General features: G+C 56.7%; 27 protein-coding genes and 1 tRNA gene. 18 read left to right on the top strand and 10 right to left on the bottom strand.

Annotation, left to right across the window (positions count from 1 at the left end; genetic code table 11):
• Window positions 1-19: 19 nt before the first annotated feature.
• Genes EYY67_RS08475 through EYY67_RS08465 form a run of 3 tightly spaced genes read left to right on the top strand, consistent with a single transcriptional unit; the run spans window position 20 to window position 2732 of the window.
• Window positions 20-940: an ABC transporter permease gene (locus EYY67_RS08475; protein WP_095921629.1), complete on the top strand. Its 921-nt coding sequence runs from the start codon at window positions 20-22 to the stop codon at window positions 938-940.
• A complete protein-coding gene (locus EYY67_RS08470; RefSeq protein WP_095921628.1) occupies window positions 940-1806 on the top strand; it encodes an ABC transporter permease in 867 nt (288 codons plus the stop codon). Before EYY67_RS08475 ends, EYY67_RS08470 begins: the two co-directional genes overlap by 1 nt.
• Entirely contained in the window at window positions 1803-2732 is a 930-nt protein-coding gene (locus EYY67_RS08465; protein WP_131693310.1) for an ROK family protein, read from the top strand. Before EYY67_RS08470 ends, EYY67_RS08465 begins: the two co-directional genes overlap by 4 nt.
• A gap of 69 nt (window positions 2733-2801) precedes the next feature.
• On the opposite strand, the gene EYY67_RS08460 is transcribed toward EYY67_RS08465, so the two are convergent.
• On the bottom strand, window positions 2802-3371 hold the full coding sequence (locus EYY67_RS08460) for a GNAT family N-acetyltransferase (RefSeq protein ID WP_119827384.1): 570 nt from the start codon (window positions 3369-3371) through the stop codon (window positions 2802-2804).
• A gap of 148 nt (window positions 3372-3519) precedes the next feature.
• On the opposite strand from EYY67_RS08460, the gene dapF reads away from it, so the two are divergent.
• From dapF to aroQ, 5 genes are all read left to right on the top strand, one after another.
• Window positions 3520-4359, top strand: coding sequence for a diaminopimelate epimerase (gene dapF, locus EYY67_RS08455; RefSeq protein WP_131693309.1), 840 nt, complete (start codon window positions 3520-3522; stop codon window positions 4357-4359).
• 324 nt (window positions 4360-4683) lie between these two features.
• Window positions 4684-6063, top strand: a complete 1380-nt coding sequence (locus EYY67_RS08450) for an MFS transporter (RefSeq protein ID WP_095921623.1) — start codon at window positions 4684-4686, stop codon at window positions 6061-6063.
• 104 nt (window positions 6064-6167) lie between these two features.
• Window positions 6168-7430: a gallate dioxygenase gene (locus EYY67_RS08445; protein WP_095921622.1), complete on the top strand. Its 1263-nt coding sequence runs from the start codon at window positions 6168-6170 to the stop codon at window positions 7428-7430.
• Window positions 7427-8260 carry an amidohydrolase family protein gene (locus tag EYY67_RS08440; protein ID WP_131693308.1) on the top strand — a complete coding sequence of 278 codons (834 nt, stop codon included), beginning with the start codon at window positions 7427-7429 and terminating at the stop codon, window positions 8258-8260. The genes EYY67_RS08445 and EYY67_RS08440 overlap by 4 nt, the downstream gene beginning before the upstream one ends.
• Window positions 8261-8275: 15 nt before the next feature.
• Window positions 8276-8716: a type II 3-dehydroquinate dehydratase gene (gene aroQ, locus EYY67_RS08435; protein WP_095921620.1), complete on the top strand. Its 441-nt coding sequence runs from the start codon at window positions 8276-8278 to the stop codon at window positions 8714-8716.
• Window positions 8717-8988: 272 nt separating this feature from the next.
• On the opposite strand, the gene EYY67_RS08430 is transcribed toward aroQ, so the two are convergent.
• Window positions 8989-10206 (bottom strand): LysR family transcriptional regulator, encoded by a 1218-nt coding sequence (locus EYY67_RS08430; protein ID WP_131693307.1) that lies wholly within the window; start codon window positions 10204-10206, stop codon window positions 8989-8991.
• Between the two features lie 150 nt (window positions 10207-10356).
• On the opposite strand from EYY67_RS08430, the gene galB reads away from it, so the two are divergent.
• From galB to EYY67_RS08410, 4 genes are read left to right on the top strand one after another with little or no spacing between them, the layout of a single operon-like run.
• Window positions 10357-11103 carry a 4-oxalmesaconate hydratase gene (galB, locus tag EYY67_RS08425; RefSeq protein ID WP_131693306.1) on the top strand — a complete coding sequence of 249 codons (747 nt, stop codon included), beginning with the start codon at window positions 10357-10359 and terminating at the stop codon, window positions 11101-11103.
• On the top strand, window positions 11100-11825 hold the full coding sequence (locus EYY67_RS08420) for a 4-carboxy-4-hydroxy-2-oxoadipate aldolase/oxaloacetate decarboxylase (RefSeq protein ID WP_095921617.1): 726 nt from the start codon (window positions 11100-11102) through the stop codon (window positions 11823-11825). Before galB ends, EYY67_RS08420 begins: the two co-directional genes overlap by 4 nt.
• 9 nt (window positions 11826-11834) lie before the next feature.
• Window positions 11835-12959: a 4-oxalomesaconate tautomerase gene (locus EYY67_RS08415; protein WP_119827392.1), complete on the top strand. Its 1125-nt coding sequence runs from the start codon at window positions 11835-11837 to the stop codon at window positions 12957-12959.
• A complete protein-coding gene (locus tag EYY67_RS08410) occupies window positions 12952-13836 on the top strand; it encodes a DUF1932 domain-containing protein (RefSeq protein ID WP_119827394.1) in 885 nt (294 codons plus the stop codon). The genes EYY67_RS08415 and EYY67_RS08410 overlap by 8 nt, the downstream gene beginning before the upstream one ends.
• A 202-nt stretch (window positions 13837-14038) precedes the next feature.
• On the opposite strand, the gene EYY67_RS08405 is transcribed toward EYY67_RS08410, so the two are convergent.
• The 7 genes from EYY67_RS08405 to EYY67_RS08375 form a co-directional block, all read right to left on the bottom strand.
• On the bottom strand, window positions 14039-14995 hold the full coding sequence (locus EYY67_RS08405; RefSeq protein WP_095921614.1) for an oligopeptide/dipeptide ABC transporter ATP-binding protein: 957 nt from the start codon (window positions 14993-14995) through the stop codon (window positions 14039-14041).
• On the bottom strand, window positions 14995-16023 hold the full coding sequence (locus EYY67_RS08400) for an ABC transporter ATP-binding protein (protein WP_095921613.1): 1029 nt from the start codon (window positions 16021-16023) through the stop codon (window positions 14995-14997). Before EYY67_RS08400 ends, EYY67_RS08405 begins: the two co-directional genes overlap by 1 nt.
• Window position 16024: 1 nt before the next feature.
• Complete coding sequence (ddpC, locus tag EYY67_RS08395) at window positions 16025-16936, bottom strand: D,D-dipeptide ABC transporter permease (RefSeq protein ID WP_162928571.1); 912 nt, start codon at window positions 16934-16936, stop codon at window positions 16025-16027.
• A 3-nt stretch (window positions 16937-16939) separates the two neighbouring features.
• Complete coding sequence (locus tag EYY67_RS08390; RefSeq protein WP_095921612.1) at window positions 16940-17956, bottom strand: ABC transporter permease; 1017 nt, start codon at window positions 17954-17956, stop codon at window positions 16940-16942.
• A 62-nt stretch (window positions 17957-18018) separates the two neighbouring features.
• The gene (locus tag EYY67_RS08385) at window positions 18019-19596 is read right to left on the bottom strand and encodes an ABC transporter substrate-binding protein (RefSeq protein WP_131693305.1); all 1578 of its coding nucleotides are present in this window, start codon (window positions 19594-19596) and stop codon (window positions 18019-18021) included.
• A 48-nt stretch (window positions 19597-19644) separates the two neighbouring features.
• Window positions 19645-20232, bottom strand: a complete 588-nt coding sequence (gene ddpX / locus EYY67_RS08380) for a D-alanyl-D-alanine dipeptidase (protein ID WP_195816934.1) — start codon at window positions 20230-20232, stop codon at window positions 19645-19647.
• A 36-nt stretch (window positions 20233-20268) separates the two neighbouring features.
• Entirely contained in the window at window positions 20269-21141 is an 873-nt protein-coding gene (locus tag EYY67_RS08375; protein WP_119823046.1) for a MurR/RpiR family transcriptional regulator, read from the bottom strand.
• 395 nt (window positions 21142-21536) lie between these two features.
• On the opposite strand from EYY67_RS08375, the gene EYY67_RS08370 reads away from it, so the two are divergent.
• A tRNA-Asn gene (locus tag EYY67_RS08370) sits at window positions 21537-21612 on the top strand.
• Window positions 21613-22026: 414 nt separating this feature from the next.
• Here the strand turns inward: EYY67_RS08370 and EYY67_RS08365 are convergent.
• Window positions 22027-23076 carry an alpha/beta hydrolase gene (locus EYY67_RS08365; RefSeq protein WP_131693304.1) on the bottom strand — a complete coding sequence of 350 codons (1050 nt, stop codon included), beginning with the start codon at window positions 23074-23076 and terminating at the stop codon, window positions 22027-22029.
• 207 nt (window positions 23077-23283) lie between these two features.
• On the opposite strand from EYY67_RS08365, the gene EYY67_RS24820 reads away from it, so the two are divergent.
• The 5 genes from EYY67_RS24820 to EYY67_RS08345 form a co-directional block, all read left to right on the top strand.
• The gene (locus EYY67_RS24820; RefSeq protein ID WP_267890962.1) at window positions 23284-23415 is read left to right on the top strand and encodes a hypothetical protein; all 132 of its coding nucleotides are present in this window, start codon (window positions 23284-23286) and stop codon (window positions 23413-23415) included.
• 14 nt (window positions 23416-23429) lie between these two features.
• Complete coding sequence (locus tag EYY67_RS08360) at window positions 23430-24110, top strand: heavy metal response regulator transcription factor (RefSeq protein WP_095921607.1); 681 nt, start codon at window positions 23430-23432, stop codon at window positions 24108-24110.
• A 15-nt stretch (window positions 24111-24125) separates the two neighbouring features.
• Window positions 24126-25583, top strand: coding sequence for a heavy metal sensor histidine kinase (locus tag EYY67_RS08355; RefSeq protein WP_131693303.1), 1458 nt, complete (start codon window positions 24126-24128; stop codon window positions 25581-25583).
• A 64-nt stretch (window positions 25584-25647) separates the two neighbouring features.
• Complete coding sequence (locus EYY67_RS08350; protein ID WP_095921605.1) at window positions 25648-26127, top strand: (R)-mandelonitrile lyase; 480 nt, start codon at window positions 25648-25650, stop codon at window positions 26125-26127.
• On the top strand, window positions 26105-26392 hold a 288-nt coding region (locus EYY67_RS08345; RefSeq protein WP_479725247.1), incomplete at its 3' end, for a carboxymuconolactone decarboxylase family protein. The genes EYY67_RS08350 and EYY67_RS08345, both read left to right, overlap by 23 nt.

The following is a 26392-nucleotide window of genomic DNA, read 5'->3' as shown; positions in this document are numbered from 1 at the left end:
TTTACAGTGGAAAATAGCCATGAAAGCCTATCTTGCCAAAAAACTCATCGCCTTCCCGGTCATCCTGATCGGCGTGTCGATGCTGATTTTTGTGTCGATCCGCGCGCTTCCGGGGGATCCGGCGCGTCTGATGGCCGGGCCTGAAGCCACGCAGGAAGCCGTTGATGCCATGCGCGTTCGCCTCGGGTTAGATCAACCGCTGGTGACGCAATATCTGCATTTCGCCGGTAACGTGTTGCAGGGCAATCTCGGCGTCTCGTTGCAGTCGCAACAGCCGGTGACGCAGGAAATCGGCGAGCGGATGCCGTATACGCTGGCGCTGGCCATTCTGTCTTATTTTCTGGCGGTGGCGGTTGGCGTTCCGGCGGGCATGATAGGCGCGGTGTATCGCAACCGCTGGCCGGATTTTGGCGTGATGTTACTGGCGATTGCCGGGGCGTCGATCGCTAACTTCTGGCTGGGTCTGATGGCGATGAACACCTTCTCGGTAAATCTCGGCTGGCTGCCGTTACTCGGTGCGACATCGTGGAAAAGCTACATTCTGCCTTCCGTCACGCTGGCGGTTTTACCGATGGCGGTGATGGCGCGCATGACGCGATCGAGCATGCTCGACGTGCTGTCGGAAGATTATATCCGCACCGCGCGCGCCAAAGGGTTATCCGCCACCACCGTCTATTGCAGCCATGCGTTCCGCAATGCGCTGATCCCGATTGTCACCATTGTGGCGCTCAATTTCGGCAGCCTGATCGGTGGCGCGGTGGTCACCGAATCCGTCTTTAACTGGCCGGGTATCGGCCGCCTGCTGGTGGATTCCGTGCGCTATCGTGATTACCCGGTGATTCAGGGCGTGGCGCTGGTTGCCGTCTGCGGCGTGGTGGTAATGAACCTGCTCGGTGAATTACTGATTGCTTTCCTGAATCCAAAAATAAGGTTCGATTAATGTCTGCCATTATCACGCAATTACCCCGTCGCAAACCGCGCACGCTGCGGTTGTTCCGCTGGTTATGGCGTCATCCTGCCGTCACGACGGGCGGGTTTATCGTCAGCCTGATCGTGCTGTTGGGTTTGTTTGCACCGCTGATCGCCCGTCATGATCCCTACGCACAGGATCTGATTGATACCCTGCTTGCGCCGGGTGCCGACCACTGGTTTGGTACCGACGATTATGGCCGCGATATCTTTGCCCGCGTTATTTACGGTGCACGGATTTCGATTATCGAAGTGGTGCTGAGCGTCGGGCTGGCGATGATCATCGGCATTCCTTTGGGCATTATCGCCGGGATGGCGGGCCGTTATACCGACATGATCATCATGTGGTTTATGGACATGCTGTTTGCCTTTCCGGGCATCGTACTGGCCATTCTGGTGGTCAGTATTCTCGGCGGCGGACTGGTGAATTTACTGATCGCCATTTCACTGTTTGCCATACCGGTGTATGCCCGTCTGAGCCGTAACCTGACGCTGGGTTTAAAGCAGATGGAATACGTGGAAGCCGCGCAGGCGCTGGGCTTGTCGAATTACCGCATCATCGTGCATTACATTCTGCGCAATGCTATCGGGCCGATTATCGTGCAATCCACCCTGACCGCCGGCACGGTGATCCTCGCGGCGGCCAGCCTGTCATTTCTGGGGCTTGGCGTACAGCCGCCGATGCCGGAATGGGGTACCATGATGAGCGATGGCCGGAACTTCCTCGGCATAAATATTTACCTTTCGCTGTTCCCGGGTCTGGCCATTATGCTGACCGTGCTTGGTTTTAACGTACTGGGCGACGGGCTGCGAGATTTACTGGACACACGCTCATGAACTCTGCGGTTTTTTGCGCCGATATCGGCGGTTCTTTTATTAAATTTGGTGTTTCACGCCGTTCCGGCGAAGTGGAAGAATGCGGCAAAGTCCCGACACCCGTTGCCTCATGGCAGGAATTTGTCGGCGCAATGCAATATCTGATTGATACCTACGGCGCGGATTTACCGGCGGGGACTCCGCTGGCGATTTCCACCGCCGGTCTGGTGTCGCCGCAAACCGGTGAAATGCTGGCAACCAATATCCCCGCGTTTACCGGCCATTCGCTGGCGAATGATCTGAGCGTAGCCCTTGAGCGCCCGGTCACTGCCGCCAATGACGCTGACTGTTTCGCTCTCGCCGAAGCGCATGCGGGTAATGCGCAACATCATTCCGTGGTCGCGGCGATTATTTTAGGCACCGGCGTCGGCGGCGGTCTGGTGATCAACGGCCAGCTGGTGCGCGGCCACGGTGGCGTCACCGGTGAATGGGGACACGGTGCGATCACCCGCACGGAGCTGACCCTGGCCGGCAAACATTATGCCGTGCCACGCCTCAGATGCGGCTGCGGCCAGACCGGTTGCCTCGACATGCTCGGCGGCGCACGCGGCATGGAACGCCTGCATCAGCATTTCCACCATCAGGAAAATACCAGTCTGGACATTGTGACCGGCTGGCTGAAGGGGCATCCCGACTGTGCGCTGACCGTGAATGCCTGGCTGGAACTGGTCGCCGAACCGCTGGCGCTGCTGATCAACATCCTCGGCCCTTCGCGGATCGTGGCAGGTGGCGGTCTGGCCTCGGCGAAAGAACTTATCGCGGCGCTGGATGAGAAAGTACGCGGCGGTGTGCTGCACACTTATACAGAACCGTTGCTGATACCGGGGAAATTTCTGACCGACGGCGGATTAGTAGGGGCATCGGTACTGGGGAGGATGCAGAGTTAGTTGTTTGCTCCTCCCCTGCAATAGCCGTACGGTTTTGGTTTCAACTCCTCCCCTTCGCAGGGGAGGGAGTCAGACCCGTTTTAGCCGATACAAGCAATGTTCCCGTAACCCGTGCCCCTCCTCCAGCGCCGGATGCATGAAGTTCTCTTTTGGATCACATGCCATACCGAGTTTTTTCATCACCGCCTGAGAACGGACATTCGGCAGCGCGGTAAAGGCCACAATTTCGTTTAGCCCCAGTTGGTTAAACCCGGCATCCAGCGCGGCGCGGGCGGCTTCAGTGCAATAACCTTGCCCCCATGTATCCGCCCTCAGGCGCCAGCCGATTTCGATACATGGCGTAAACGGCAAATCGTAACCCGGCGTATGTAACCCAACGAAACCGATGAACTCACCGGTTTCACGCAGCTCAACCGCCCAGATACCCCATCCGCGTTCCGTGATCAAATCCCGACAGCGGATCGCCATTTCATCGCTTTTTTCACGGGTCAGAACTGACGGGAAAAATTCCATCACTTGCTGATCTGCATTCATTGCAGCAAAAGGCCCGAAATCACTGTTTTGCCACTGACGAAGTATCAGACGCGGCGTGATGATATTCAGCGGCGGAACGGCCAGTGGAACACTAAATATGTCCATCAATAAGTCCTTGTTAATGGCGGGCTATCACGAACATCAGCTAAGCAGTTCGCACAGATAATTTTGAATTTACGTGCCGCTATTGAAACAGGCAAGATTTCCTATTAAAGCTATTCACATCAATTATAAATATTTGGGAAATACCACTATGATTTTTCACCGCTATCATGGACTGGGTAATGATTATCTGGTCTGCCATCACAGCGTCGCCGCCCTGCTCAGCAATCAGCAAATTCAGCGCGTCTGCGACCGCCATTACGGCATCGGTTCCGACGGTCTGCTGATCGACGATGACGGTGCTGACATTCCCTCCCTGCGCATTATTAATCCCGACGGTTCAGAAGCCGAGAAAAGCGGCAACGGTCTGCGTATTTACGCCCGCTATCTGTTTGATATCGGACGCGTCACGCATGAACCCTTTCTGGTGAACACGGCGGGCGGACAGGTGCGCTGCGAAGTCACCGAAGGTGCGCATCAGGTGATTGTGGATATGGGGCAGGCAAAATTCTCGCCAGCCGCGTTACCCGCAACGGTTGAAGGCGATGAAGCCCTCGCGTTACCGCTGGTGGCTGGCGGGCACAATCTCAGCGCAACGCTGGTGTCGATGGGCAATCCGCACTGTGTGATCCGGGTGGAAAAGCTGGATCTGGATCTGGTCAGGCAGCTCGGTGCTGAAATTGAAACGCTGGCGATTTTCCCGAAACGTACCAACGTGCAGTTCGCGCAAGTCATTGATCGCAATACTATCCGCATCGGCATCTGGGAACGGGGCGCGGGGTATACGCTGGCTTCCGGCAGCAGCAGTTGTGCGGCGGCCAGCGCCATGCGCAAGCTCGGGCTGGTGGACGACACCGTTACCGTGCAGATGCCCGGCGGTGAACTCGCCATCCGTTTCAGCGGCGATTTTCAGGTCAACATGCGCGGGCCGGTGCAGAAAATCGCCACCCTTACCCTCGATAACGACTGTTTCCGGGATATGCCCGCGTAGTCATTTCATTGTTTTATCCCCGCGAACGGATCTCCTCCTGCTAAACCTCTTCCCTGCGGCAGTCCCGCTGCCGCACTTTTCGAACAGTCCGTCATAAATAAAACTCATACCCGCATAATGATTTTATGGCAGACAGCGCGCTTTACAGCCCCTAAGTTGGTTATCAGGAAGCACAACAATGATTAACCAACTCATTGTTTAATAAATAAAATAATCTTAATAAAAACCCATCACTGCCGTGTTTCGTGCTGCTCCGGTCAGTGAAATTTTCTTCAAAGTTTTAATCCGATCACATATTAATAAAAAAAACAGAGAGCGTACCCTATGAGCAACAACACCATCGTGGATGTCAAAACGTGGATAGACGAACGCCCGATATCGAAATATCAATGGGTGGTTCTGTCCCTGTGTTTCATCATCATCATGTTCGACGGATACGACGCCGCCGTCATGGGCTTTATCGCCCCGGCGCTGATCGAAGACTGGGGCATCAGCCGCGCGGAAATGGGGCCGATATTAGGCGCGGCGATGTTTGGTGTGGCGATCGGCGCACTGATTGCCGGGCCGAATGCGGACCGCTTTGGCCGTAAACGGGTGCTGATGTGGTCGATTTTGTGTTTCGCCCTGTTCAGCCTGCTGAGCACCTTTGCCCGCACGCCGATGGAAATGGCAATTCTGCGTTTTCTCACCGGCCTCGGCTTAGGCGCGGTGATGCCCAATACCGTCACGCTGGTGTCGGAATATATGCCCGAACGCCGCCGCAGCCTGATGATCACCGTGATGTACAGCGGCTTTAACGTGGGTTCCGGTGCGGGCGGTTTTGTCGCCGCCGGTCTGCTGCCGCATTTCGGCTGGAAAGCGGTGATTTTTGCCGGCGGGATTGTGCCGTTACTGATGTTGCCGTTGCTGCTGTGGATCCTGCCGGAGTCGGCGATGTACATGGTGGTGCGCGATGTGGCGAAAGAGAAAATCGCCAAAGTGCTGACGCGCGCCGGTGGCGTGTTCAGTGAAGGCACCAAATTCGTGCTCAAGGCACCGGTGATTCAGAAGAAAGCCAAAGTCTTCCAGTTATTCACCAACGGCTACGCCAAAGGCACGATTGTGCTGTGGGTCACTTACTTTATGGGGCTGTTCGTGATTTACCTGCTGAACGGCTGGCTGCCGACCATCATGCGCAACGGCGGTTTCTCGCTGGAGCGTGCGGCCATCGTCGCCGGTTTGTTCCAGTTAGGCGGCACGTTCGGCGGCCTGATGGTTGGCGGGCTGATGGACCGATTCACCGCCAAACGGGTGATTGCCGGTTTCTACATGATGGGCATGGTCAGCCTGCTGTCACAGGGCATCGGCAACTTCGGCCCGGATGTTCTTGCCCTGCTGGTGTTCATCAGCGGCGTCTGCATTAACGGCGCGCAAACCGGTTTGCAGGCATTTTCCCCGGCCTTTTACCCGACAGAAATGCGTGCCACCGGCGTGTGCTGGATGCACGGCATCGGGCGCAGCGGTGCCATCATCAGCTCGTCCATGGGCGGGATCCTGCTGGGCATTTTCTCCGGCGAAAACATGATCTTTATTATTCTGGCCCTGCCTGCGTTGCTGGCTGGCCTGAGCATCCTTTTACACCGTGCGGCACACCCGGCCGAGATGATCAAAGGCGTTGATATTACTGACATCCCGGAGTTGTCGCGCACCATGAATATCCGCTAATCTCCGGATTAGCCTCCTAATAATTAGAAACCTGTTCATCAACATAAAAATCATGACGCGGTGACAGCACCGCGATTACCCTACAAAAGTATTGAGGATTTAAGATGGCGAAAATCATTGGCGGTTTAGCGGTTTCACATACCCCGACTATCGGTTTTGCGGTTGACCATAACAAGCAGGAAGAAAGCGCCTGGGCACCGATTTTCGAGAGTTTCGCACCGATGCAAAAATGGCTCGAGGAAAAGAAACCCGACGCGCTGGTCTACATTTTTAACGACCATGTGACCTCGTTCTTTTTCGACCACTATTCGGCGTTTACCTTAGGGATCGACGAGCAGTATGAAGTGGCTGACGAAGGCGGTGGTCCGCGCGATCTGCCTGCGGTCAAAGGCCATGCGGCGCTGTCTCAGCATATCGGTGCCAGCCTGATGGCGGACGAATTCGATATGTCCTTCTTCCAGGATAAGCCGCTGGATCACGGTTTGTTCTCCCCGCTTTCCGCCCTGTTACCGCACGAAGGCGGCTGGCCGACGCAGATCGTCCCGCTGCAAATCGGCGTGTTGCAGTTCCCTATTCCGACCGCCCGTCGTTGCTACAAACTCGGGCAGGCATTGCGCCGGGCGATTGAAAGTTTTCCGGAAGATCTGAACGTGGCGATTGTCGCGACCGGCGGTGTGTCGCATCAGGTTCACGGCGAACGCTGCGGCTTTAACAACCCGGACTGGGATGAGCAGTTTGTCGATATGATCGTCAACGACCCGGAACGTCTCACAGAAATGACGCTGGCAGAATTTGCCACATCAGGCGGTATGGAAGGCGCGGAAGTGATCATGTGGCTGGTGATGCGCGGGGCGCTGTCGGCCAATGTGAAGAAACTGCATCAGGCGTATTACCTGCCGTCGATGACCGGCATTGCCACGCTGATCCTCGAGAACCAGTCACGCGAAGCGCCGTATGACGTGCAGCAGCGCCAGCGTGACAAAATCGCGCAACAGATGGCGGGCGTCGAAAAGCTGCCGGGCACCTATCCGTTCACGCAGGCACGCAGCCTGAAAGCACTGCGCATTAACCGTTTCCTGCACCGCCTGATCCAGCCTGCGTGGCGCGCGCGTTTCCTTACCGATCAGCACGCGTTGTTTGCCGAAAACAAGCTGACCGAAGAGGAACAACAACTTCTGCGCGAACTCGACTGGCGCGGCATGATCCATTACGGCGTCAGCTTCTTCCTGCTGGAAAAACTGGGCGCGGTGGTCGGTGTCTCCAACTTACATATTTATTCCGCGATGCGCGGCGAAACGCTGGAAGAATTCCAGAAAACCCGCAATCAACAAGTTCTCTATTCAGTAGCAGGTAAAGCGAAAGCATGACGATTTTTGAGCAACCCAAGATCGACACACATCATCACGTGTTTGATCCGGCGCGCTTCCCGTACCTTCCGGACACGCCTTATCGTCCGGAAGGGCACGAGATTGGCACCACCGATTATTACCGCGCCGTAATGCAGGCATACAACATCCGCCATTCGCTGATTGTCGGCCCGACGTCGGGTTATAACACCGACAGTTCGTGTCTGCTGGATGCGCTGGCACAAGGCAACGGACGTTTCAAAGGCATCGCCGTGGTGCCTTTTGATATCAGCACTGAACGGCTCGCCAGTCTGAAACAGGCCGGTGTGGTCGGCATTGCCATGAATGTGGCGATGTTGGGTACGACGCCCTTTCTGCATCTTGACAACCTGATGGGGAGACTGGCCGAACTCGATATGTTCGCCGCCATTCAGGTGCAGGACGATCAGCTGCTGGCGTTATTGCCGCTGATTAACCGCACCAAAACACGGCTGCTGATTGATCACTCCGGGCGTCCGGATGTCACACAGGGCCTGCATCAGCCTGCTTTTCAGGCGCTGCTCAACCTTGCCAGCCAGCAACGCACCTGGGTGAAACTCTCAGGCCTGGCGAAATTCAGCCGCCAGCCTTTCCCCTATCAGGACGGACACGCCTATCAGCATGCCCTGCTCGACGCCTTTGGTGCAGAGCATTGCCTGTGGGGATCCGACTGGCCGTTTCTGCGCGCAGAGCACCGGATGGATCTCGGCACGCTGCTGATGCTGGTTGAACAATTATTCCCTGACGAAAAAGTCCGCCAGCAGATTTTGTGGCAGACGCCGAAAGATTTGTTTGGATTTACGGATTATTAAAAAAGGATGGCACCGATGAACTACAACATTGCCGTATTTAACGGCCCGAACCTGAACCTGCTGGGCACCCGCGAACCGGAAACCTACGGCCACGACACGCTGGCAACCATTGAAAAGCTGTGCCGTCAGACCGGCGAAAGCTGCGGCGCAAAAATCGAGTTCTTTCAGACCAATCACGAAGGCGATCTGATTGACCGCATTCAGGCCTGCCGTGGAACGGTGGACGCGATCGTGCTGAACGCCGCGGCCTGGACGCACACCTCCGTCGCCCTCCGTGACGCGGTGACTGCCGTCAGCCTGCCGCTGTACGAAGTGCACATCACCAACGTGCACAAACGCGACGCCTTCCGCCACCACTCATTTCTTTCCGATGTTTCCGTCGGCGTGATCTGCGGCTTCGGCATTCAGGGCTATGAATACGCGATCAGGCAAGCTGTGGTGAATCTGAATAAGTGATTAACACCCTCAACTGCGCAGGGGATGGAGCAAAGGCACAAGCCCGAAGTGTGGCACAATCCGCTCCCTCCCCTGCGAAGGGGAGGGTTGGGGTGGGGTATTACAGCAAAATCATGAAGTTGATGTTTCCGCAGGCAGTGGTTTTGTCATTAAAACCCCCTCCCCGCCTCCCCCTTCGCAGGGGGAGGAGCTAAAGCAAAAGCCCGAAGTATGGCTCAATCGGCTCCCTCCCCAGTGAAGGAGAGGAGCAAAGGCAAAACCCGGCGAGGGTATTATTGAGCGCACACCTTCCGAATTTCAGCAACCAGCGCGTGTGCCGCCGGTGACAGCAAACTCCCGGCACGGAATGTCAGGCCGATGGCGCGATGCGTATCGGCCAGTTCCAGCGGCAGTTTCACCAGTTCACCGGATTCAAGTTCATGCTCGAGCTGACGCGCGGATACCGCCGCCAGCATGTCTGAACCGAGCAGCAAGCCGCGCACAATCCCCAAATCGCCGCTTTCCACCACCGGATCCGGCGGCGGCATATTCATCGCCGCAAAGCTGTTATCCAGCAGACGTCGGGCTGGCGTTTCCGCACGCGGCAGGACCCAGCGCGCTTCGCGCAGATGTTCCTGCGTGACGGTTTCTGCCAGCAGCGGATGGCCTTTTCGCGCCAGAATCACCATGCTTTCGGTAAACAACGTTTCGGTTGTCATGTCCGCCGCGTAATCGCTGGAACGCAGCGCGCCGAAAATAAAGTCCACTTCGCCGGATCGCAGTTCGGATGCCAGCGCACTGAAAGCACTTTCATTGGTCACCACTTTGACGCCGTTATACCGCTGCGTCAGGCCGATAATCGCCTGCGGCAGTAAGCGTGTGCGTCCGAGCGGCAACGCCCCGACCTGAACCGTACCTTCCAGCACGCCGCGACGGGCAGCAATATCCGCAGGAATATGACGCAGTTCGTTGAGCGCACGGCGCAGGTTCGGCACGATATCCTGCCCCGCCAGCGACGGCATCATGCCATGCGGTGTGCGCTCCAGCAGCGCGACACCGGCACCGTTTTCCAGCACCTTCAGCGCGGCACTGACCGCGGGCTGGCTAAGGCCCAGCAGCGTGGCGACGGTTTGCATATGCCGCGTTTTGCACAGGGAGATAAAAATTTGCAGCCGCCGGACGTTAAACAGATACAAGGGTTCGGTATCGAAGCGCCGTTGCCCGCTTTTGCCCTGTAATTTCGCCAGCTGCGACGGGATCTGCCGCAGCTCGGCAATCGCCCGCCGTGCGCGGGGCAGCACGCATTTACCGAAATCCGTCAGCAACATGCCGTTGGCATGGCGCTCAAACAGCGGGACATCCAGAAATTGCTCCAGATCGCGGATCGCCCGCGTCACCGCCGACTGCGTGCGATAGAGTTCATCTGCCGCGCGCGACACACTCCCCTGATCGACCACCTGACAAAAAGCCCGTATTTGCATCAGGTTACTCAGCATCTCATCCTGCGCCATCCCCTTCTCCCTTCTGGTTTTTTTGCGTGACGTCTCCCCGCAATATAAATAAAACGCATACCCCGTGCAATCAAATGAATTACCCGCCGCAGGCTGAGGCTGACAGCATGGAACTCAGACATTTTGAGAACAAAAACCAAGGACATCCTCATGACTCAGCCAAAAAAAGAGAACGCCAAAAGTGCATTAGTCGTCAGTGCCCACTCCGCCGATTTCGTCTGGCGCGCGGGCGGTGCCATCGCCAAACATACGCAGGCCGGTTATGCCGTGCACATCGTTTGCCTGTCATTTGGTGAACGCGGTGAATCCGCAAAATTGTGGCGCAAGGGCAACATGACCGAAGAGATTGTCAAAGCATCACGCCGTGAAGAAGCCATGGCCGCCGCCGAAATCCTGGGCGCCACTGTCGAGTTCTTCGATATGGGCGATTATCCGCTGCGTGCCGACAAAGACTCACTGTTCCGTCTGGCGGACGTTTACCGCCGCGTGCAGCCGCATTTCGTGCTGACCCATTCTTTGAAAGACCCGTACAACTACGATCACCCGATGGCGACCCATCTGGCGCAGGAAGCCCGCATCATTGCGCAGGCGGAAGGCTACCGGCCGGGCGAAACCATCGTCGGTGCGCCGCCGGTTTACTGTTTTGAGCCGCATCAGCCGGAACAATGTGAGTGGAAACCCGACGTGCTGCTCGATATCACCGACGTCTGGGACAAAAAATATCAGGCCATTCAGTGCATGGCCGGTCAGGAACATTTGTGGGAATACTACACCCGCGTCGCCCAGCAGCGCGGCGTGCAGGCCAAACGTAATGTCGGGATCACCAGCGCCAAAAATATCGTTTACGGCGAAGGCTATCAGAGCATCTTCCCGCGCGTAACGGAGGATTTAGCATGAGTCTGGTCGGCAAAAAAGGCGTCGTGGTTCGCCATATCCCACGGGCAGATAAAACTGACGTATCGGCGCTGGCGGCTTTCGGCGTGGCGACGGTGCATGAAGCGCAGGGCCGCAAAGGATTGCTGGATGCCGGTATCCGTCCGATCCAGCAGGATTGTGCGATTTCCGGCAGCGCCGTCACCGTGCTGACGGCACCGGGCGATAACTGGATGTTCCACGTCTCGGTGGAACAGTGTCAGCCGGGCGACATTCTGGTGGTCGCGCCGACTTCGCCGTGTTCCGACGGCTTCTTCGGTGATTTGCTGGCAACCTCGCTGAAATCGCGCGGCGTGGTCGGGCTGGTGGCCGATCTCGGCGTGCGTGATACCAAAACGCTGCGCGATATGGGTTTCCGCGTCTGGTCACGGGCGGTTCATGCGCAGGGCACCATCAAGGAAACGCTCGGCTCCGTGAACGTGCCGGTGGTCTGTGCCGGACAGCTGGTGTATCCGGGCGATGCCATCGTGGCCGATGATGACGGCGTGGTGGTGGTACGCCGCGAAGAGGTGGCGCAGGTGGTCCAGGCCAGCCGCGAGCGGGAAGCGCTGGAAGAAGGTAAGCGGGCCAGAATGGCCGACGGCGAACTGGGGCTGGATATCTACAACATGCGCCCGCGTCTGGCAGAAAAAGGTCTGACGTATTTCGATTCGACCGAAGAACTGGAACAGGCCGAAAAACGCTGAGGAGCTGATATGCCACAGACCCGAATTCCCTGCCTGCTGATGCGCGGCGGCACCTCAAAAGGCGCGTTCTTTCTGGCGGATGATTTACCGCAAGACGACAATCTGCGCGACCGCGTGCTGCTGGCGGTGATGGGATCGCCTGATCCGCGCCAGATTGACGGCCTCGGTGGTGCCGATCCGCTGACCAGCAAGGTGGCGATTATCCGCCCTTCCGCCCGTGCGGATGCCGACGTCGATTATCTTTTCGCGCAGGTTAACGTCGATAACGCGGGGGTGGATTACGGGCAAAACTGCGGCAATATTCTGGCGGCTGTCGGTCCGTTCGCCCTCGAACGGCAATTAATCCGCCCGCAGGAAGGCATCACGCCGGTACGGATTTTTATGGAAAACACCGGTCAGATGGCGACGGCTTATGTGCCGGTGCAGGACGGTGAGGTGTGCTATCAGGGCGATTTACGCATTGATGGCGTACCGGGCACCGCCGCCAAAATCAGCGTGGAATTTGCCGATATCGCCGGTTCCAGTTGCGGCGCATTGCTGCCGACCGGCAATCCGCGCGATACCTTCGACGGCATCGGGGTGACCTGCATCGACAACGGCATGCCGGTAGTGTTGCTGCGCGCCGCCGATGTGGGCCGCAGCGGTTATGAAACCCGTGAACAACTTGATGCCGATACGGAACTGAAAAAACGCCTCGAATCCATTCGCTTGCAGGCCGGGCCAAAAATGAATCTCGGCGATGTCACGCAGCGCACTGTGCCGAAAATGACGCTGATTGCCGAACCGCGAAACGGCGGTGCCATTTCCAGCCGGACATTCATTCCGCACCGCTGTCACGCCTCCATCGGCGTGCTGGGCGCGGTCAGTGTCGCCAGCGCCTGCCTGATCCCCGGCAGCATCACCGACGGGCTGGCACATACGCCTTCCGGCAATACGCCGTTACTCAGCGTCGAACATCCGACCGGCGAATTCAGCGTGGAATTACAACTCGATCCGACCCGGACCGGTGCAGAACGACTGGCAGGCTGCGCACTGTTACGCACCGCGCGGCTGATTTTTGATGGCCGTGTCGCCATCCCCGCCAGCGTCTGGAACGGACATCAGGACGATCAACAGGGATCTCATCATGAATAACATCACCCGCATTACCCTTATCGGCCTCGGCGAAGTGGGCACTATCCTCGCCACCGACCTTAAACAGCACCATCCGGCACTGGAGATTGTGGCGTTTGATAAGCAGACCGACAGCGACGTCATTCGCCAGCGCGCCCGCGCCGCCGGTGTCCGCTTTGCGGAGTCCGTGCAGGAAGCGACAGAGGGCAGTCTGATCATCTTTTCTGCTGTCACCGCCGCAGAATCCCTGAACGTCGCCACCGCCGTCGCGCAGCACATCGGCCCGCAGCAGTTGTTTCTCGATCTGAATTCGGTCTCGCCACACACCAAACGCGCCGCCATGGCAGAAATCGAACAGGCGGGCGGTAACTACATTGACGTCGCCGTGATGGCCCCCTATCCGCCTGCCCGACTGAAAACCCCGCTGTTGCTGGGTGGCATCCATGCCCGTGCCGTCAGCGAATGGCTTAACGAGCAGGGATTTAACAGCAAGGTTCACAGCAACGTCGTCGGCGAAGCGTCGGCGATCAAAATGTGTCGCAGCGTGATGATCAAAGGGCTGGAAGCGCTGACTGCCGAATGCCTGAGCGCGGCGCGTCAGTACGGCGTAGAGAATGAAGTGCTCGCCTCGCTGCACGCCAGCTTTCCGTCACTGGGCTGGGATGCGCAATTTCCGCATTACCTGATCAGCCGCATCGCCGAACACGGCAAACGCCGCGCCGAGGAAATGCGCGAAGTGGTGAAAACGCTGGAAGACGTCGGCGTCGCCCCGGATATGAGTTCCGGCACGGTGCTGGCCCAGCAAGGGCTGGTGGATGCGCTGGCCGCGAAGGGCCTCAGGTATTCGGATCTGGAGCCGTTTGACTGGGGGAAAACAGTGGATCTTTTACGAAAATAAGTTGTCCCTTTCTCACCTGAGCGGAGGAGAAAACCGGTCAACTCCCTCCCCTGCGAAGGGGAGGGCTGGGGTGGGGTATTAAAGAAAAATCAAAATGTTGACGTTTGCTTTGGCACGTTTTTACCTGGTGGATACTTCAATAATCGTTTCGCCATTAAAACCCCCTCCCCGCCTCCCCCTTCGCAGGGGGAGGAGCTAAAAACTATGCCCGCTCCGGCATAACCCGATGACATCTCGCGACCACCCCGCCTGCCCCGCAGACCAGTTCCTGCGGCATCTGGCAGCCGTCACCTGCCAGCGGGCAACGTTCGCGGAAATAACATCCCATCGGCAGGTTGCGGTTGCCGGGTAATTCACCTTTTTTATCCACGATCCCCTCATCAAGCTGACGTCCGGCGCGGGGCACAGAATCCAGCAGCAGACGGGTATAGGGATGTTGCGGTTCGGACAGGACTTTTTCCGCTGCGCCCAGCTCAACGATTTGCCCCAGATACATCACGGCCACGCGGTCACTCATGTGGCGCACAACAGACACGTTATGGGAAATCAGCACGAAGGTCAGGTTGCGCTGGCGTTGCAGTTCTACCAGTAAATTGAGGATTTGCGCCTGCACCGAGATATCCAGCGCCGAGGTCGGTTCATCGAGCACGATGATGTCCGGTTCGGAAGACAAGGCGCGGGCGATGGAAATACGCTGGCGCTGACCGCCGGAGAATTCATGTGGCAGACGGTCGAGGTATTCTTTGCGGATCCCCACCTGTTCCGCCAGTGTCGCAGCCAGTTCGCGGCGTTCGCGGCTGCTGTTGTGTTTCTGCACAAACACCGGTTCGGTGATGATTCGCCAGACCGGCAGACGTGGATCCAGCGACGACTGCGGATCCTGAAACACCATTTGCATGCCTGAACCGAACCAGGAATTGTCATGCCGCGCGCGGTGCACTTCTCCGCTGCTCGGCTTCTGTAAACCCATCAGCAACTGCGCCAGCGTACTTTTACCGCAACCGGATTCCCCGACAATGCCTAACGTTTCGCCGCGAATAATATTCAGATCCAGCCCGTTCAGCGCATGCACATAACTGGTCGGTTTACCGCGCCAGTTATAGCTTGCGGGGAAGCGGACGCGCACATCCTGCAGTTCAACCAGGGCTTCTGCCATCATCAGGAATGCTCCTCAATACGTTGAATGTGGATTTCACCGGCATGGCGTTGCGGATGCCAGCAGGCCACCGATTGCTGCGGGAAATGCGGCAGCGGGGCCAGCGCCGGTGTCTGTATGCACTGGTCATCGGCATGATGGCAACGCCCGCGAAACGCACAACCCTGCGGCAGTTTTGCCAGATTCGGCACCGTGCCGGGAATGGCTTTCAGCAGGCTGCGCGGCTCGCCGTTCTCCGGCGCGGCCTGTAATAATCCGATGGAATACGGATGCGACGGCGTGTCGATCACATCCGTCGTATTGCCGCTTTCAATCACATGCCCGGCGTACATCACGTACACCCGGTCGCACAGCTGGGACACCACCGCCATGTCATGGGTGATAAATAAAACGGCGGTGCCGCTGGCCCTGGCCTTGCGCTGGAGTAAACGCAGCACCTGACGCTGCACGGTGACATCCAGCGCCGTGGTCGGTTCGTCGGCGATAATCAGTTCCGGTTCACAGGAAAACGCCATGGCGATCAGGACGCGCTGACGCATACCGCCGGACAGTTCGAACGGATAGCGCGACATCACCTGCTCCGCATCGGCGATCTGCATGTCCTGCAACAGGCCGATGGCTTTTTGCCATGCCTGCGCCTTGTTCAGTTTCTGATGCAGACAGATGACTTCACACATCTGACGGCCAATTTTGCGCGTCGGATTCAGGGCATTCATCGGCTCCTGAAAAATCATCGCCACACGCGCGCCGCGCAGGCTACGCATCTGGTCTTCCGTGGCGTTAACCACGTCGGTGCCGAGCAGCCGTAACGCGCCGCCGGTCACGGTAAACCCGTCGGGCGGCAACAGACGCATCGCCATCATGGCCGTGACCGATTTGCCCGAGCCGGATTCGCCGACCACGCCGACGATTTCTCCGGCGCTGACGGTCAGCGACACCTGATTCAGCGCCTTCACTTCACCGCCGTACACCGGAAAGACCAGTTGCAGATGGTCGATTTCCAGTACCGGCGCAGGGGTTTGTTCCGTCATCTCAGCGCCCTCTGCTTTTCGGATCCAGCAGGTCGCGCAGACCGTCGCCGAACAGGTTAAAACCGGTGGCGGTGATCAGAATCGCCACGCCGGGAAAGGCGGAATACCACCATTGATCGAGAATGTAATTGCGGCCGTTGGACACCATCGCGCCCCACTCGGCGGTCGGTTGTTGCGCGCCAAGGCCGATAAAACCTAAGGTCGCGGCCATCAGAATCGACGTACCGATGTCCAGCGACGCCTGCACCACCAGCGGCGGCATCACATTACGCAGTACGTGCCAGGTGATGAGATGCCAGCGGGATGCGCCGAACGTCCGCGTGGCCTGCATATAAGCCTGATGGCGCAGCATCAGCGTCTGACCGCGCGCCAGCCGGACATAAAACGGAATGCGCACCACGGCAATGGCCAGCATGGCGTTAAACAGGCTCGGCCCGAGCGCGGCGGCCAGCGCCATCGTTAAGACCAGCGACGGCACCGACAGCATGATATCCATGCAGCGCATAATCAGGGCGTCGACCATCCCGCCGACCACGCCGGAAAAGCAGCCGAGCAGCGAACCTATCGTCCCCGCGATGATCACCACCGCCAGCCCGGCGGCCACGGATTGCTGGCTGCCAATCAGCACGCGGCTGAACAGGTCCCGTCCGACTTCATCGGTACCAAACCAGTGCAGTGCGGAAGGTGCCTGCAGGCGGTCGGTCAGGTTGATGGCGTTCGGATCGTGCGGCACCAGCCACGGCGAAAAGATCATGATGAAAAGCACGATCAGCATGATTGCCAGCCCCAGCAGGGTCAGCGGGCTGCGGCTCAGTAAATGGAAGGTGCGCCGCCCGTTGGCGAAACGCGGTTTGACGTCCGGGGCCACGATGTCGGCCCGATGATTATTGACGCCCGGTTCAATCACAGACATGCCTCACCCCTCACGGCCAATGCGCGGATCGATCCACACATACAGTAAATCCACACATAAATTAACGATGACGTAGGCGAACGACACCACCACCGCAAACCCCATCACCGCCGGAAAATCCAGCGCCTGAATGGAGTTCACCACGTACGCGCCCATGCCCGGCCAGGCAAAGACGGTTTCGGTCAGCACCGCGCCGTAAAGTAAGTCGCCCATCGCCAGCCCGAGCACGGTGACCGACGGGATCAGCGCATTCGGCAAGGCGTGACTCAGGATCACCCGCCAGCGCGACAACCCGTTAGCCCGCGCCGTACGGATATAGTCTTCATTCAGTTGCTCGAGCATTGCCGAGCGGATCTGTCGCGCCACAATGCCCATATGCACAAACGCCAGGGTCAGCGCAGGCATCGCCAGATGTTGCAGGCTGTTCCAGAAGGCCTCCCAATTACCGGTCAGCAGGGAATCGAGGACGTAAAAACCGGTGATATTGGCCGGCGGATCCATCCAGTCATCCAGTCTTCCGCCGCCCGGCAGCAGGTTCAGATGGCCGTAGAACAGAATGATGACGCCCAGCCCCAGCCAGAACGCCGGGGTGGAAATGCCCAGTACGGAAAGCAGACGCACCAGATGATCCGGGAATTTATTGCGATACACCGCCGACAGCACGCCCAGCGGAATGCCGAACACGATCGCCAGACACAGCGCGCTGACCGCAAGTTCTAATGTCGCCGGGAAGAAGGCTTTCAGGTCTTCCAGCACCGGACGCCCGGTACGGATTGACGTGCCCAAATCGCCGTGCAGCAAATCGCTGACATAACGGAAAAACTGCACGTACAGCGGCTGGTTCAGCCCCAGTTGTTCACGGATATGTTCGACCATTTCATTGCTTGCACGATCGCCCGCCAGCAACCGCGCCGGGTCGCCGGGGATCATATGCGAGATGATAAAAGTGATAACGCAAACGCCCGCCATCACCAGAATCAGCCCCCAGCAGCGTTGTCGGATCAAAGTCCAAAAAGTCATAGTGTTTTTCCCCGTAAACCCCTTTAATTTCGAAAAGGGGTTTCGTGAATGATGTTGCTGTTTTACTTATGCATTTGCCCCACGTTAAACACCTGCTCCAGCATCGGGTTAAAGACGAAACCTTTGACGTCTTTGTTCATCGCCACCTGATAGTTTTTCTGGAACAGATAGACATACGCCGCCTCGTCAATGACGATTTTCTGCGCCTGCTGGTAGTAATCAGTGCGCTGTTTCTGATCGGTGACTGACACGGCTTTTTTCAGCAACGCATCCACGTCCGGGTTGGAATAGAAGGAACGGTTACCCGGCAGCCCTTTCTTATCGGACTCAAACCAGTAGTTCATAAACATGTACGGGTCGGCGAAGTCCGGGCTCCAGTTACCGATGGAGATGTCGTAATCGCCCTGTCCGATACGGTCGCGCATGGTGGCGTTAGCCAGTTTTTCCAGCTTCACGTTGATCCCGGCCTGACCGAGACTGGCCTGCACGGAAAGCGCGATGGATTCCCAGTTCGGATCGTTATCGGAATAGAGGAAATCCAGCGTCTGTGGTTTGTCTTTGACCTTTTCCAGATCGGCTTTGGCTTGCGTCAGATCCAGACTGTATTGTTTCGCCGTCGGGTCGAAGCCCCACATGCCGTCCGGGATCGGCCCGCGCATCTGTTTGGCGTTACCGCCGAGAATGCCTTTCACCATGCCCTGATAATCCACGGCAGAGGAGATCGCGCGGCGTAAATCCACCTGATTCATCGGCGCTTTAGCATTGTTGAGATACAGATAGGTCACGCGCAGCGACGGGAATTCTTCCACCGCCACTTTGTCTTCTTTTTTCAGCGCGGCCAGCTGATCCATCGGCAGGGAATCGGCGATATCCAGATCCCCGCGCGACAGTTGCAGGCGGCGGCTGGCGCTCTCACCGATAATTTTCACCGTCACGCGTTTGAACGCAGGTTTCGCGCCGCTGTAATGCGGATTCGGCACCAGCACCAGTTGCTGCCCTTTCTGCCAGCGATCCAGCTTATACGGGCCGGAACCGGCGGTATGCCCTGCCAGCCACGCCTTGCCTTCATCGGCCGGATTGGCTTTGGCAATTGCCGGGTTGACGATGCCTGCGCCGTCATTCGCCAGCGTGTAAAGGAAAGGTGCGAACGGCGTTTTCAGCGTGAACGTCACGGTGATCGGATCCACCACCGTCACGGTCATGTCTTTTGGAAATGCTTCCGACGGCCCCTGACCGATTTTCATCAGGCGGTCAAATGACCATTTCACCGCATCGGCATTCACCTCCGTGCCGTCATCAAATTTCGCGCCCGGTTTGAGTTTGAACGTCCACACCAGCTGATCCGGCGAGGCTGTCCAGCTTGCCGCCAGGTCGCCTTCCACCTGCGTCGAGCCTTTGCCGTCTTCTGTTTTGTACTGCACCAGACGCTGGTACGCCGGATACGTGACCGTCCAGTCGTTGTTATCAATGGTCACTGCCGGATCCAGCGTTTGCGGATCCGCCGCTTTGCCGATCACCAGCATGTCTTTCGGCACGGCCGCCTGCGCCGCAACACTCAGGCCAGACAAGGCAAGTAAAAGGGCACCGGCGATCTGTGTTTTGGTATTTTTGCGGAACGTGTTAATTGCTGTGTTGCTCATCGGAGAACTCCTGGCTCTGTCAAAAAAGGGATAAGAGACGTGCAATGATTACGCGGCACTGACCGGCGGATAACAGCCGAACCGCTCTTCCAACAACGGATACGTTTTGGCATCCGGTAATTCGAAGTGCCACCACTCGCTGGTGATACCTTTAAAGCCGCCCGCCGCCATCACGGCATTGAGCAACAAGCGGTTACGCTGAATGTGTGGCGGTAAATCGGGATAAAACGGATGCGACACCTCGGTCATTTCATCAAAGCCCGCGCCCATATCCACCACCTCACCCTGTTCATCCAGCAGGGTGAGATCGACGGCCACGCCGCGGCTGTGATGGGATCCGAGTTTGATATCCACCACATAATCCGGATTCGGGAATGCCGCCCACAGACAGGCCTGCGCCGCCTGCGGCCGGTAAGCGTCATAAATTTTCAGCCCGAACCCGGCCAGTTTTGCCACCTCGTGACAGCGAGCCAGTGCCGACGCCGCATCGGGATGCAGCAGGCAGCGTGATTCGCGGTAAATAGGCTGACCGGTCAGGTTATCTGCCGTGGCGTATTTCAGGTCGATCACGGCATCCGGCAGAAGCTCAGCCAGATCCGTCAGCGCGATGTCAGGTGTTTTCGTATTGATGGTCATGATGGATATCTTTCCGTTCCTGTCTTTGCAGTGAAATTACGATTCAAATTGCCCAAGCTGTTTTTGCAGTACCCGGTTGTTGGCCAGCCGCTGTTCCACTTCGTTACCGCGCAGTTCGAGCACCGCCGAACAGAGCAGATTGAACAGGCAGCTGAGCGGCGCCATCGAGTCCCAGAACTGGCCGGTGTCGGTTTTTACCTGCAACAGATCCACCGGATAATCGCGCGCCCACGGACAATAAATGTCAGTGATCAGCGCCACGTTCAGGCCGCGCTCGCAGGCCGCTTCACAATAGGTTTGCGCCATTTTTGAATAGGCGCGGGTGTCAGTGACCACCAGATACGGCTGCGCAAATTCTGAGTTGAGGGATTCCACATAAGTGCCGGAAAGCCCGTCGGCGAAATACACTTTTGGCCGCAAGTATTCGAGATAACTGGAGAAATTATTGGCAATGCCGCGCACCGACTGTATGCCGAGGATAAACACCGCTTCCGCATCGGCCAGACGGCGGCTGACCTGCGCAAAGCTGTCAGTCTGTGCGAGCTGGTAAACGTGACTGATGGCTTCCAGTTCGAGCGCCAGCGACTGCTGTAGTTTTTCCTGCTGCGGCTGTTTGCTGCGTTCGCGGTAAGCGCCAAGACGATCGGTCACCACCCACGGCTGATAGGAGGTGCCGCTTTGCAGACGCAGCGTTTGCTTGAAGTGATCCAGATTGCGATAGCCCAGACTGCGCAGATAGCGGCCGACTGAAATCCCGCTGGTCGCGGCACTGCGCGCAATGCTGTCCGCCGTTTCAAACGGGATCTGCGCCAGATTCGCCAGCAGATAACCGGCGATGCGTTTGCCCGTTGGCGTCTGACCGGCAAACGAGGCTTCGATCTGTGAAATCACATCCTGAGCAGGCTGCATCGGTTAACCTCTTGTTGCTTCATTGTCAAAAAACTAGCTGCTGTTAGTAAAATAACAATGCACGGGGTGTGCCAATTCTGGGAAATGAGTGAAATTTGTGCAGCAGATCTGAGTTTGTGACGGATTTATGGCGCAGGAAGGTCAAAAGCCGGGCGTAATATTTCCCCGCGCGGGTTTTCCCGATAACCGCTGCACAACAATCAGGCAACTTATGTGTGCTTTTAGTGCAGCATCGGGAGATACCACGCCGGTGCGGAGAAGTAAAAGCCGAGGTTTTAATCACTTTGTCTTAATAGTCAACAGGTTGGATATTAAGGAAACAGTCAGACAACTTTTTTCCTTAACCCTTTGACATGCCACGGGGCAGTCGCTATTATTCGCCCCGTTCACACGATTCCTCTGTAGTTCAGTCGGTAGAACGGCGGACTGTTAATCCGTATGTCACTGGTTCGAGTCCAGTCAGAGGAGCCAAATTAGAAAAGCCCGCTTCAGGAAACTGAAGCGGGCTTTTTGCTTTTCTTGCATCGTGGCGATTATTTATAGGATTCAGGTTCAACGAATTAGCATGAAAAACCGTCCCGGTGTACGACACTTCACCGCCCCCCCCCTTAAATGAATACCCCAGCCGTTGAATCGCCCTGATGGCTATCATCAGGGAACGGAATTCACCCGGCTCGCTGTTTCTCTCACGTCAGGCTTATCATTTTCATTCTCTGCTCCAGATGAGGTCTATGAATTCTATTCATAGCGCCTATCTAAGCAGCGCAATTATCTTTCACTGCAACTTCGTTAATCTGGGTCTGTTGTGTGAATACGCTAGCGGAAAGTGGCTACAGCTAATGGACATACCCCGGCCTGCACGGCCGGGGCATCAGCGGGGGCTGATTAAATATTCTTATCGAAGAAGACGTCCAGCTTTTGCATTGCCTGGTCTACGTATTTAGGTACCCAATACGCCTCGATATGGGTAGCGCCCTCGATCAGGAAGAGTTCTTTGTCTTTCGTACCGGTGGCTTTCGCGAACGCATCTTCAGTCATATAGAGCGTATCCGCTTTTGTACCGGCAATCATCAGCAGCGGTTTATTGATGAGATTGATATGGTCCGTCACGTCAAAGTTCATCAAATCTAACAGGCTGCTGGTGGTGTATTTAAACGTGGAGTTCGGGTGCGCGTGGGTTTTCCAGTAGTACTCGTAGCCCTGGCGATACAAGGCAAAAGGTAATTTAGCAATCTGTTCATCCGTCAGGTTGGCATCGCCGGAGTAAAGCACTTCTCCTCCGGCGGCTTCCTGAGCACGTGCGTCAGAAGCCTGCTGAAGACGCTGCTGGAGAGTATCCCGCTGTGAATCCTGCATACCGTTGCGGCGCACAAGCCCGGAGTTAAACATGCTGATGGTTGCTATCGATTTGAACCGCTTGTCCGTCTCGGCGGCAACCAGTGAATACCCGCCGCCTCCGCAAATACCCAGCAGACCAAGGCGGGCGGTATCCACACCAGGATACTGGCTGATGTAGTCAGCCATGCCGTGAACATCCTCAATACGGTTAGCCGGTTTATCCACGCTGCGAGGCATACCACCGCTGGCACCCTGATAAGCCGCATCGGCGGTAATCGTGATGTAGCCCTGCTCTGCGAGACGCTGGGCATACAAACCTGCGACCTGCTCTTTTACGCCGCCATTCGGATGTGCAACCACCACCGCAGGGTATTTTTTGGCGGGATCGTAGTCAGCAGGGGTATAGACATTCGCCGCAATCTGGATGCCATGCAGATCGTATTTCACCGGATGAATGTTGACCTTGCCTTTGACGTTCTCAGTGATGGCACCGTCATAGACGAGTGTGAATGGATTTTTTTTGTAATCAGCCGCATTGACTGAGGTGGCTCCGGCCATTGCCGTGATTAGCATTGCACTGATAAGCGTAAATTTCATGGTCTTTCCCGATGAGTGTTGGCCTGGTTATGCAGGCTCGCGGAATCAAATTTGCAGGCTCAGAGTAGGCAGAGAGGGCTGTCAGCATCGTGACGGGGAAATAACATTTTCGTCAGGAAAGGGACTGCGATGGGTAAGTGTTTCTGACAACGCTGTCAGGTAACTGTCAGCTTTATGTTGGCAATCAGGAGGCAGAATGACCCAACAATGCCAGCACGACGCAAGCTGTTAGTCGCCGGGGCGGGTACCCGCTCACTGGATGCCATCACTATCCAGGGTCAACGTCTGCCGGATGCTGTGCAGGTTTATTCCGATGTTGAAGCACCGATGAAAAGTTAAGAGGAAGTCCCGTTATGCGCCTGTTGTTAGTCGAAGATGAAGAAAAAACGTCAACCTATCTCAACCGTGCGTTGAGTGAGTCCGGATTTACGGTAGATGTTTCTGCAGATGGCGCTGAAGGTCTTCATTACGCGCTGGAGTTCGACTACGACGCGATAATCCTGGATGTCATGCTGCCGGGGATGGATGGCTACCGGGTTCTCGAGGGGGTGCGGGCTGTCAAACAGACGCCGGTGCTGATGCTCTCTGCACGGGGGTCGGTCGATGAGCGCGTCAAAGGGCTGCGCCTTGGCGCGGATGATTATCTTCCCAAGCCCTTTTCGCTTATTGAACTGGTGGCGCGCATTCAGGCACTGGTGCGCCGCCGCGCTACGGATGGCGCGGACATCACCCAGTTGCAAATTCACGATCTGCACCTCGACTTACTGGCTCGCCGCGTTTTTCGCGCCGGAACGCGACTGGAACTTACCGCAAAAGAGTTTTCCCTGCTGAGTCTTATGTCCCGTCATCAGGGTGAGATTCTGTCAAAGATGATGATTGCTGAGCAGATATGGGACATGAATTTTGACAGCGATGCCAATGTGGTTGAAGTCGCCATTAAACGTCTGCGAGCCAAAGTGGATGCCCCGTTCGATATCAAACTACTGCATACCGTCCGTGGCATGGGTTATGTCCTCGAAGTCCGGTCCGAATAAATGAAGGGGATAAGCATGCCTGAGCGTTCCATCTCCGTTCATCTGGCGCTGATGTTTGCCTTATCCGCGCTGCTGATTGTATCCGTTATCGGCATCCTGCTCAGAAGCTCCTTACATGACTCTTTGCAAAAGCAGATGCATAACGAACTGCTGTTCCGGGAATCATTAATGAGTCCGTGGATCACCGCACGAACCTCGGCGGACGGCTGGTCACAGCTTGCCAATAAATTCACTGTGTTAACCAATTCTGAAGGTGAGCGCGTTCGCTACTGGATAGTGAGCGATAACCCGCGCTTTAGCATGGGGGGAACGCCACCCGTGGGTGTTCAGTGGTCTTCTTTGCAGGAAGGCTTTAATAAAGTGCCCGGCGCATCGGAAGGTGCATGCTCGCTATTCCTGTTAGTGAAAACCATCCCTGCCAATGCTGAAAGACCTGCGCTGCGCTATGTGGTTGCCATCGACTCCACGCCGTACATGGGCACACTGAATGCCTTCACCCGGACGCTGCTAATCATAGCCGCACTGGGCGTCGTGATTGTCGCCTTGCTGGGATACATCGTATCAAGGATCGGTCTTCGTCCCGTTGGAGCACTCAGTAAAGAGGCCGAACATCTCGCTCCCGGGGATCATGGTCAGCGCCTGAATACCCGCGCGTTGCCTGAAGAATTGCAGCAGTTAGCCTCATCATTTAACGGCGTATTGGAACGTCAGGAAATCGCCTGGCGTCAGCTCGAAAGCTTTAACGCCGATGTTGCGCATGAACTCCGTACTCCGCTGACAAACCTTATCGGTCAGACGCAACTGGGTCTCTCACGCCGGCGTTCGCATGAAGAACTGGAAGAGTTACTGGGTTCCAATCTCGAGGAGCTTGAGCGTATGACGTCAATCGTAAACGACATGCTGTTCCTGTCTCATGCTCATGCAGGTGAACATGCTTCCCAGCTTACGCAGGTTTCCCTGCGGGAAGAAACCCTGAAAACAGCGGAGTATGTGGAACCCTCTTTTGCGGAAAAACAGCTTTCTCTGGATGTGGAGGGGGATGTCACCGCGCACATCGACCGGCGGCTGTTCCACCGCTCACTGGCTAATTTACTGGAAAACAGCGCAAGACATTCACCCTCCGGCAGCAGGGTAACGGTGCGGTTAAGCGAAAAAGGTCATCAGGCCTGTGTTGAAGTTTCAAACCCTGGCGATCCGATATCACCAGAGCACTTACACCGGCTTTTCGAGCGGTTCTATCGCGTTGACACCTCCCGGGCCAGGAGTGATACCCATCATGGGCTGGGCCTGTCGATCGTGCGTGCCGTCGCCATTATGCACCGGGGAGATGTCTTTGCGCGTAGTGAAGGTGGCATCAATACATTTGGCCTCACCTTTGCAATACAAGCGGATAAAGCGGCGGGCAATGCTCAATCCGGCGCTGAGCCGGGACCCGGTTTAACTGACAGAATTGTCAGGGGGGCGTCAGCCTGACGTCATCACCCCCCCGATAAAATCATCGCAGGCAATCCCCTCTTCATTGATAAGGACGCTTTGCATGATCGGACATTTACGTTACCTCGGGCTGTTACTGCCCCTCTTCACCTTTTCATCACGGGCAGCGGAGCAAAATCCCGCTGTCCATATCGCCCCCGCCGGAAGTCAGAACGTGGTGTTCGGGCCAGCCGAGAACTTTACCGGTCGCGTCCGGGTTGATCCGCTCTTCAAGCCGGATAACGACATCAGTGTTTCCGGGGCTTATGTCACCTTTGAACCCGGTGCCCGCTCCGCCTGGCATACGCATCCGGCAGGTCAGCGGCTGATTGTGACCTCAGGTATCGGGCTGACCCAACAAGAAGGCCAGCCGGTGCAGGTTATCCGCGCGGGTGATGTTGTCTCTTGCCCGGCGGGCGTCAAACACTGGCACGGGGCGGCACCCGGCAGCGCGATGACGCATCTGGCGATAACCGGGATTGTGGATGGCAAAAGCGTTAACTGGATGGAGAAAGTGACAGATGAACAATACCACGCCCATTAAAGCATTAGCGGCAGCAGTGCTGCTGACCTTTGGTTCTGGTCTCGCGGCACATGCTGCACCCGTCAACAAAGGAGCCTCAGAAATGAACCACGAACAAACCGTTTCAGATACGCTGTCAGCCCGCCAACAGGCCATCCCGTTGATTGCGGCATCGATGGCCAGCAGTCAGATGGATAAGCTGAATGCAGCCCTGAATCAGGGTCTTGATGCAGGACTCACCATAAACGAAACCAAAGAGATTCTCGTCCAGCTTTATGCCTACACG

The sequence above is a fragment of the Rahnella victoriana genome (assembly GCF_004330295.1).
Classification (GTDB): domain Bacteria; phylum Pseudomonadota; class Gammaproteobacteria; order Enterobacterales; family Enterobacteriaceae; genus Rahnella; species Rahnella victoriana.
This window is presented reverse-complemented; position numbering and strand designations above follow the sequence as displayed.

What these genes read in the sequence shown, in the direction of transcription:
- EYY67_RS08355 (WP_131693303.1), top strand. Translation starts at nt 24,126, where the DNA reads ATGCCTGAGCGTTCCATCTCCGTTCATCTGGCGCTGATGTTTGCCTTA.
- aroQ (WP_095921620.1), top strand. Translation starts at nt 8,276, where the DNA reads ATGAACTACAACATTGCCGTATTTAACGGCCCGAACCTGAACCTGCTG.
- EYY67_RS08465 (WP_131693310.1), top strand. Translation starts at nt 1,803, where the DNA reads ATGAACTCTGCGGTTTTTTGCGCCGATATCGGCGGTTCTTTTATTAAA.
- EYY67_RS08420 (WP_095921617.1), top strand. Translation starts at nt 11,100, where the DNA reads ATGAGTCTGGTCGGCAAAAAAGGCGTCGTGGTTCGCCATATCCCACGG.
- ddpC (WP_162928571.1), bottom strand. Translation starts at nt 16,936, where the DNA reads ATGTCTGTGATTGAACCGGGCGTCAATAATCATCGGGCCGACATCGTG.
- EYY67_RS08475 (WP_095921629.1), top strand. Translation starts at nt 20, where the DNA reads ATGAAAGCCTATCTTGCCAAAAAACTCATCGCCTTCCCGGTCATCCTG.
- EYY67_RS08460 (WP_119827384.1), bottom strand. Translation starts at nt 3,371, where the DNA reads ATGGACATATTTAGTGTTCCACTGGCCGTTCCGCCGCTGAATATCATC.
- EYY67_RS08385 (WP_131693305.1), bottom strand. Translation starts at nt 19,596, where the DNA reads ATGAGCAACACAGCAATTAACACGTTCCGCAAAAATACCAAAACACAG.
- EYY67_RS08400 (WP_095921613.1), bottom strand. Translation starts at nt 16,023, where the DNA reads ATGACGGAACAAACCCCTGCGCCGGTACTGGAAATCGACCATCTGCAA.
- EYY67_RS08375 (WP_119823046.1), bottom strand. Translation starts at nt 21,141, where the DNA reads ATGCAGCCTGCTCAGGATGTGATTTCACAGATCGAAGCCTCGTTTGCC.
- EYY67_RS08365 (WP_131693304.1), bottom strand. Translation starts at nt 23,076, where the DNA reads ATGAAATTTACGCTTATCAGTGCAATGCTAATCACGGCAATGGCCGGA.
- EYY67_RS08415 (WP_119827392.1), top strand. Translation starts at nt 11,835, where the DNA reads ATGCCACAGACCCGAATTCCCTGCCTGCTGATGCGCGGCGGCACCTCA.
- EYY67_RS08360 (WP_095921607.1), top strand. Translation starts at nt 23,430, where the DNA reads ATGCGCCTGTTGTTAGTCGAAGATGAAGAAAAAACGTCAACCTATCTC.
- EYY67_RS08430 (WP_131693307.1), bottom strand. Translation starts at nt 10,206, where the DNA reads ATGGCGCAGGATGAGATGCTGAGTAACCTGATGCAAATACGGGCTTTT.
- EYY67_RS08440 (WP_131693308.1), top strand. Translation starts at nt 7,427, where the DNA reads ATGACGATTTTTGAGCAACCCAAGATCGACACACATCATCACGTGTTT.
- dapF (WP_131693309.1), top strand. Translation starts at nt 3,520, where the DNA reads ATGATTTTTCACCGCTATCATGGACTGGGTAATGATTATCTGGTCTGC.
- EYY67_RS08405 (WP_095921614.1), bottom strand. Translation starts at nt 14,995, where the DNA reads ATGATGGCAGAAGCCCTGGTTGAACTGCAGGATGTGCGCGTCCGCTTC.
- EYY67_RS08350 (WP_095921605.1), top strand. Translation starts at nt 25,648, where the DNA reads ATGATCGGACATTTACGTTACCTCGGGCTGTTACTGCCCCTCTTCACC.
- EYY67_RS08450 (WP_095921623.1), top strand. Translation starts at nt 4,684, where the DNA reads ATGAGCAACAACACCATCGTGGATGTCAAAACGTGGATAGACGAACGC.
- EYY67_RS24820 (WP_267890962.1), top strand. Translation starts at nt 23,284, where the DNA reads ATGCCAGCACGACGCAAGCTGTTAGTCGCCGGGGCGGGTACCCGCTCA.
- galB (WP_131693306.1), top strand. Translation starts at nt 10,357, where the DNA reads ATGACTCAGCCAAAAAAAGAGAACGCCAAAAGTGCATTAGTCGTCAGT.
- EYY67_RS08470 (WP_095921628.1), top strand. Translation starts at nt 940, where the DNA reads ATGTCTGCCATTATCACGCAATTACCCCGTCGCAAACCGCGCACGCTG.
- EYY67_RS08390 (WP_095921612.1), bottom strand. Translation starts at nt 17,956, where the DNA reads ATGACTTTTTGGACTTTGATCCGACAACGCTGCTGGGGGCTGATTCTG.
- ddpX (WP_195816934.1), bottom strand. Translation starts at nt 20,232, where the DNA reads ATGACCATCAATACGAAAACACCTGACATCGCGCTGACGGATCTGGCT.
- EYY67_RS08410 (WP_119827394.1), top strand. Translation starts at nt 12,952, where the DNA reads ATGAATAACATCACCCGCATTACCCTTATCGGCCTCGGCGAAGTGGGC.
- EYY67_RS08445 (WP_095921622.1), top strand. Translation starts at nt 6,168, where the DNA reads ATGGCGAAAATCATTGGCGGTTTAGCGGTTTCACATACCCCGACTATC.